Consider the following 5,817-nt stretch of genomic DNA (forward strand, 5'->3'; position numbering starts at 1 on the left):
GCTCGCTCCGCTGCGATCGACGCCTGCTCGCTCACGCTCGTGCGCGCCTCGAGCTCGTCGAGATCGGCGCGGGCGACGAGCTCGGCGGCCTCCTCGTAGCGCTGGAGCCAGTCGGGGGTCATCGCACCCCCGGACGCCTCCAGCGCGTCGAGCGCCCGGGCGGCCGTGGCGACGGCCGGGTGCTCGCACATCATCGGCCCGACGAGTGCGCGGACCCGCTCGAGCGAGGCGTCCGTCGCGGGGGAGTCGGAGTCGGCGTGCGCCGAGACCACGTCCTGGGCGACCTCGAAGGCGTGGGCCGGCGGGGCGCCGCTGTCCAGGACCGCCGCGATCCGCTTCGCACCGGCGATGCCGACGCCTCCGCTCTCGATGAGGCCGCGGAGCAGGCGGAGCCGTGCGACGTGGTCGTCGCCGTACTCCGCCCGCTGGGGGGCCGAGGACTCGCCCGCCGCGAGGATCCCCTCCCGGATGTAGTACTTGATCGTCGCGACGCTGACGCCGGTCAGCCGTCCGAGCTCGGAGATGCGCATATCGAGAGTATGACTATCCGATAGTGCCGCTGTCCAGAGCGGCGACCGAGATCAGCCGCGTGCGGTGAGGACGACGCTCCCCGAGTCGGTGATCGCGATCGTGTGCTCCATGTGGGCGCCGCGGGAGCCGTCGCGGCTGCGCAGCGTCCAGCCGTCCTTGTCGGTGAAGATCTCGTCGGTGGTCTGCAGGAACCACGGCTCGATCGCGATCACGAGGCCCGGACGCAGGGGGAACCCGCGTCCGGCACGGCCGTCGTTCGGCACGTGCGGGTCGCCGTGCATCGTGCGGCCGACGCCGTGCCCGCCGAAGTCGGTGTTGATGGCGAGCCCCTCGGCACGGGCGACCGCGGCGATCGCGGCCGAGATGTCGCCGATCTTCCCGCCGGGCTTCGCCGCGGCGATGCCGGCGTCGAGAGCGCGCGTCGTGGTGTCGATCAGCGCCAGGTCCTCGGCGCGGGGCGTGCCGACCACGACGCTGACGGCGGAGTCGGAGACCCAGCCGTTCACGGAGGCGGCGAAGTCGAGGGTCAGCAGATCGCCGTCGCGCAGGCGGTAGTCGAACGGCAGGCCGTGCAGCACGGCGTCGTTGACGGAGGTGCAGATCACCTTGCCGAACGGGCTGGCCCCGAAGGACGGGTGGTAGTCGATGTAGCAGGACTCGGCTCCGGCCTTCCGGATCATGTCGTGCGCGAGGCGGTCGAGCTCGAGGAGGTTCACTCCCACCCCGGCGGCGGCGACGGTGGCCTGCAGGACCTCGGCCACGAAGCGGCCGGCGGGCCGCATCTCCTCGATCTCGGCGGGCGTGCGCAGCTCGATCATCCTGATCCTCTCGGGGTCGCTGAGGCGTTGCTCAGCGGTGGTGGGTACGGTCGGTGCATGCGCACGCGACGGGCATTCGGTTCCTGGCAGTATCCGGCCGCGATCGTCCTGCCCCTGTGGATCCTCCTCGGGTACGGACTCTTCGGGGGATCGAGCGGGTGGACCGTCCTCGGTCTCGTCATCGCCCTCCCCATTCTGGCGCTCAGCCTCGCCGCCGTGGCGAGCATCGTGGCGTTTCGGGTGACCGTGCGGCCGACCCGCACTCCCGCGTGGGGCGACGTCGCCGCGGTCGGCGCCTGGCACGCGTCGCTGATCGCGCTGGGCTTCTTCCCTCCGGGGGCGCTGGCGATCGGACTGCTGTCGGTGCTCCTCGGGGTCGTGGCGCTCGGCCACTCCCTCTGGCGGTTCGTGCACGACGCCCGCGCGACGCTGATCGCGTTCGCCGAGGCGTCCGCGGTGCAGGCGCAGGGCGGGCAGCGTCCCGTGGTGGGCGACGTCTTCGATCCCGAGCGCCCGCAGGACGGGCAGACGCTCATCCTCTGAGGCGCGCGCGCCGCTGCACCGGGCGTGGACCAGTGCAGTGACCCCGCTTTGACGCCGGTCGGCGCGCCGTGACAGAATAAGCGCTTGTGCCTCGCGCAGGCTCTGCCACAGGGGAGCCGCTACGACGCGGGGCGCGCACCGACTTCCCACCCACGAAACGGTGCTCGACCTGTGGCGGGCACGGAGAGCGATAGAACATGCACATCCTCGATAACGTCGATGCGGCGTCACTCCGGACCGACATCCCCGACTTCCGTGCGGGCGACACCGTCAAGGTCCACGTCAACATCGTCGAGGGAACCCGCTCGCGCGTCCAGATCTTCCAGGGCGTCGTCATCGGCCGCTCCAACGAGGGCGTCCGCGAGACCTTCACCGTCCGCAAGGTCAGCTTCCAGGTCGGCGTCGAGCGCACCTTCCCGGTGCACTCCCCGGTGATCGACCACATCGAGGTCGTCACCCGCGGAGACGTGCGTCGCGCGAAGCTGTACTACCTCCGCAACCTGCGCGGCAAGAAGGCCAAGATCAAGGAGAAGCGCTGACCCCCAGCGGGTCTCCGCACACTCTCCCCGAACCCCGGTCCACTTATGATGGACCGGGGTTCGACCCTTTCCAGGGGCCGATCCCGCCCGGGGATGCACGGTCCCGGATGACGAACAGTAGGGGCGACGGCACGCGATGACAGACAGCACGGCCCCGGTCGCGATCCACGGCGACGGCGACCACGCGCGCCACTCCGCCGCACCGGGGGACGGGCACCGGCCGCGCCGGCGACGCGGCGTCCTGCTGTTCCTCCGCGACGTGCTGATCATCTTCGTCGTCGCGGTGCTGGTCTCCTTCCTCGTGAAGACCTTCCTCATCCGCTCGTTCTACATCCCGTCCTCCTCGATGGAGCAGACGCTGGTCGAGAACGACCGCATCCTCGTGAACGAGCTCGTGCCCGATCTCGTGCCGATCTCGCGCGGCGACGTCGTCGTCTTCCGTGATCCGGGCGGATGGCTCTCGCCGAGCACCGAGCCCGAGGTGCCGCCGTTCCAGGCCGCCGTCGACTCGGCTCTCGCGATCGTGGGCCTCACCGCCCCCGACAGCAACGACCACCTGATCAAGCGGGTCATCGGGCTGCCCGGCGACACCGTCACCTGCTGCACCCCGCTCGGCCAGGTCGAGGTCAACGGCAAGCCGATCGACGAGCCCTACGTGAAGCTGCCCGACGGCGTCCAGGCCGTCTCGGCGACGCCGTTCGACGTCGTCGTGCCCGAGGGGTCGCTCTGGGTGATGGGCGACAACCGCTACAACTCCGCCGACTCCCGCTACAACACCGACAAGCCCGGCGGCGGCTTCGTGCCGATCGACAACGTGGTCGGCCGGGCGATCCTCGTGACCTGGCCGGTGGAGCAGTGGGCGTGGCTCGACGACTACCCGGCGGTGTTCCGCGGGGTCGAGAACGACGCGTCGGAGTCGTCCGGCCCGTCCGGCTCCTCCTCCGAGGCCGGGCAGGACTAGGTGGTCGTCGCCGGGCCCACCCTGACGATGGAGCGGCGCCTGTTCCGTCAGGGGTACGAGAGCATCATCGGCTGCGACGAGGTCGGTCGCGGAGCGATCGCGGGTCCCGTCTCGGTCGGAGTCGTCTCGATCGGCCGCCGCTGCGGGCGGTTCCCGGAGGGGCTGCGGGACTCGAAGCTGCTGGCGCCCGCCCGCCGCGAGGCGCTGCTGCCCGGCGTCGTGAAGTGGGTGTCCGGCTGGGCGATCGGCGAGTCCTCCGCCGACGAGATCGACGACTCCGGCATCATCGCCGGCCTCGGCCGCGCCGCGTCCCGCGGGATCGAGCGCCTCGTCGACCAGGGCGTCGACCTCGCGACGTCCGTGGTGCTCCTCGACGGCAAGCACGACTGGCTGACACCGGCGCTCGGGGAGTGGGCCGCCGAGCTGACCATCGTCACCCGCATCAAGGCCGACCGCGACTGCGCGTCGGTCTCGGCCGCCTCCGTCCTGGCGAAGGTCGGCCGCGACGGCCAGATGGTGCGCCACCACGACGAGTTCGCCGACTACGCCTGGGACAGCAACAAGGGCTACGGCAGCGCCGCGCACTGGGCGGGGCTGGATCGCGTCGGCCCGTCGCCGCTGCACCGGGTCACCTGGCTGTCCAAGCCGCGCGAGGCGGTTCCCGCTTAGGAGCCGATGCCCGCCCAGGAGCTCCGGGCGTTCGGCGCTCCCGCACCGGCGTAGGATTGACGGACGATGGATGAGGACGAATTCGAGGACTACGACCGCGAGGTCGAGCTGGCACTGTACCGGGAGTACCGCGACGTCGTCTCGCAGTTCTCGTACGTCGTCGAGACCGAGCGCCGCTTCTACCTCGCGAACGAGGTGGACCTCGTGCGCCGCGACACCGAGCACGACTTCTACTTCGAGCTGACCATGCGCGACGTGTGGGTCTGGGACGTCTACCGCTCCGACCGCTTCGTGAAGTCGGTCCGCGTGCTGACGTTCAAGGACGTCAACGTCGAGGAGCTCTCGCGCAAGGAGTTCGAGCTCCCCAAGGAGCTCGCGCTCGACGAGTAGCGCCTCGGCGCCTCACTCCACGAGGATCCCCAGCTCGTCGATCGCCACGGCGGCTCCGCTCTCGAGCGAGCGGTTGCCGGCGATCCCGACCGCGATCGAGCGGAGCCCGTCGCGGTAGTCCGCCGCCCGACCGAGCGGATCCTCCGCCGCACCCCGGAACAGGTCGCGCAGCATCCGGTCGTCGCCGCCGCCGTGCCCGCCGCCCTCGGTGCGGATCGGGATCTCCTCGGCCGCCTGCCAGTGCCGCTGGAGCAGCAGGCGGTCGCTGTCGGGTCGAGGGCCGTAGTCCGCGGCCTCCGCACCGGCCAGCGAGGGATCCACGGCGATCCGCCCGTCCGGCCCGGGCAGTACGGCACCGCGTTCGACGACGTCGAGCTCAGCGCGGCCCCGGGTGCCGTTCACGGCGACGCGGTACCCCTCCCAGGGCGAGTGGGCGTTCAGCGAGTAGCTCAGCGTCGCTCCGCGGCGGTAGTCGACGACCAGTGCCAGGTTGTCCTCGATGGTGATCCCCGCGCCGAAGGCCGACTGGTCGCGCCGGTAGTCGTCGTGGTGCTCGGCCTCGAGGTAGAGCGCGCGCAGGCGCGGGTCGCGGCGCAGATCGAGGGCGAAGGGATCGGCCGCCGACGCGTCGCTGCTCCCGCGCTCGGTGCTCACCGGGACGCTCTGACGGGCGGCGTTGGCTTGGCCGTAGAAGCGCAGACCCCCCGAGGCGAAGACGCGCGACGGGACGTCGTCGATCCACCAGTTCACGAGATCGAAGTGGTGGGAGGCCTTGTGGACGAGAAGGCCCCCGGAGTTGCGCTTGTCGCGGTGCCAGCGACGGAAGTAGTCGGCGCCGTGCGCGGTGTCGAGGAGCCACTCGAACGTGATCGACGTGACGTCGCCGATCGCTCCGCCCGCGATCAGCTCCTTGAGGGCGGAGTTCCGGGGCGAGTAGCGGTAGTTGAAGGTGACGACCGGGTCGCGCCCGGTGTCGCGCGCGGCCTCGGCGACCAGTCGAGCACCGGCCTCGTCGATGGTGAGCGGCTTCTCGATCACGACGTCCACACCCGCGCGGAGGCAGCGGTCGAGGAGGCCGGCGTGGGTGACGTCGGGCGTGGTGATCACGACGCGGTCCACCCGCTCCTCCGCCAGTGCTCGCTCCAGCCCGTCCGGTCCGGCGAGCCGGGGTCGAGCGGCCGCGCCGTGCCGCAGCGCCGCCTCCGCCGCGTACTCGGCTCGCGTCGGATTCGACTCGATGACGGCGACCAGCTCGGCCACGTCGGCGTGGGGTCCGGCGATCGCCGCGATGTACATCTCGGCGCGGTGGCCGGAGCCCACGCCGACGTGGCCGAGCTGGTCGCCGTCATCGAGTCGAATCCGACGC

The 5,817-nt window shown here is 71.3% G+C and carries 8 protein-coding genes; 5 read left to right on the forward strand and 3 right to left on the reverse strand.

Going from position 1 to position 5,817, the window contains the following annotated elements; all coding sequences use genetic code 11:
- Both NB037_RS18320 and map read right to left on the reverse strand, forming a co-directional pair.
- On the reverse strand, window positions 1–530 hold a 530-nt coding region (locus NB037_RS18320), incomplete at its 3' end, for a MerR family transcriptional regulator (RefSeq protein WP_251948342.1).
- 51 nt (window positions 531–581) lie between these two features.
- Window positions 582–1,349: a type I methionyl aminopeptidase gene (map, locus tag NB037_RS18325; RefSeq protein WP_251948344.1), complete on the reverse strand. Its 768-nt coding sequence runs from the start codon at window positions 1,347–1,349 to the stop codon at window positions 582–584.
- Between the two features lie 57 nt (window positions 1,350–1,406).
- On the opposite strand from map, the gene NB037_RS18330 reads away from it, so the two are divergent.
- From NB037_RS18330 to NB037_RS18350, 5 genes are all read left to right on the forward strand, one after another.
- Window positions 1,407–1,892: a hypothetical protein gene (locus NB037_RS18330; protein ID WP_251948346.1), complete on the forward strand. Its 486-nt coding sequence runs from the start codon at window positions 1,407–1,409 to the stop codon at window positions 1,890–1,892.
- 197 nt (window positions 1,893–2,089) lie between these two features.
- Complete coding sequence (gene rplS, locus NB037_RS18335; RefSeq protein WP_207402350.1) at window positions 2,090–2,431, forward strand: 50S ribosomal protein L19; 342 nt, start codon at window positions 2,090–2,092, stop codon at window positions 2,429–2,431.
- Between the two features lie 136 nt (window positions 2,432–2,567).
- Window positions 2,568–3,392 carry a signal peptidase I gene (gene lepB / locus NB037_RS18340; RefSeq protein ID WP_251948348.1) on the forward strand — a complete coding sequence of 275 codons (825 nt, stop codon included), beginning with the start codon at window positions 2,568–2,570 and terminating at the stop codon, window positions 3,390–3,392.
- Window positions 3,393–4,061, forward strand: a complete 669-nt coding sequence (rnhB, locus tag NB037_RS18345; protein ID WP_251948350.1) for a ribonuclease HII — start codon at window positions 3,393–3,395, stop codon at window positions 4,059–4,061.
- 66 nt (window positions 4,062–4,127) lie between these two features.
- Window positions 4,128–4,451 (forward strand): DUF2469 domain-containing protein, encoded by a 324-nt coding sequence (locus NB037_RS18350; protein ID WP_055792576.1) that lies wholly within the window; start codon window positions 4,128–4,130, stop codon window positions 4,449–4,451.
- A 12-nt stretch (window positions 4,452–4,463) separates the two neighbouring features.
- Here NB037_RS18350 and NB037_RS18355 read toward each other — a convergent pair whose 3' ends face one another.
- Window positions 4,464–5,747 carry a Gfo/Idh/MocA family protein gene (locus tag NB037_RS18355; RefSeq protein WP_251948352.1) on the reverse strand — a complete coding sequence of 428 codons (1,284 nt, stop codon included), beginning with the start codon at window positions 5,745–5,747 and terminating at the stop codon, window positions 4,464–4,466.
- Window positions 5,748–5,817: the final 70 nt, after the last annotated feature.

Source organism: Rathayibacter rubneri (assembly GCF_023743255.1).
In the GTDB taxonomy this organism is placed as follows: domain Bacteria; phylum Actinomycetota; class Actinomycetes; order Actinomycetales; family Microbacteriaceae; genus Rathayibacter; species Rathayibacter rubneri.

What these genes read in the sequence shown, in the direction of transcription:
- NB037_RS18350 (WP_055792576.1), top strand. Translation starts at nt 4,128, where the DNA reads ATGGATGAGGACGAATTCGAGGACTACGACCGCGAGGTCGAGCTGGCA.
- NB037_RS18355 (WP_251948352.1), bottom strand. Translation starts at nt 5,747, where the DNA reads ATGTACATCGCGGCGATCGCCGGACCCCACGCCGACGTGGCCGAGCTG.
- NB037_RS18330 (WP_251948346.1), top strand. Translation starts at nt 1,407, where the DNA reads ATGCGCACGCGACGGGCATTCGGTTCCTGGCAGTATCCGGCCGCGATC.
- lepB (WP_251948348.1), top strand. Translation starts at nt 2,568, where the DNA reads ATGACAGACAGCACGGCCCCGGTCGCGATCCACGGCGACGGCGACCAC.
- map (WP_251948344.1), bottom strand. Translation starts at nt 1,349, where the DNA reads ATGATCGAGCTGCGCACGCCCGCCGAGATCGAGGAGATGCGGCCCGCC.
- rplS (WP_207402350.1), top strand. Translation starts at nt 2,090, where the DNA reads ATGCACATCCTCGATAACGTCGATGCGGCGTCACTCCGGACCGACATC.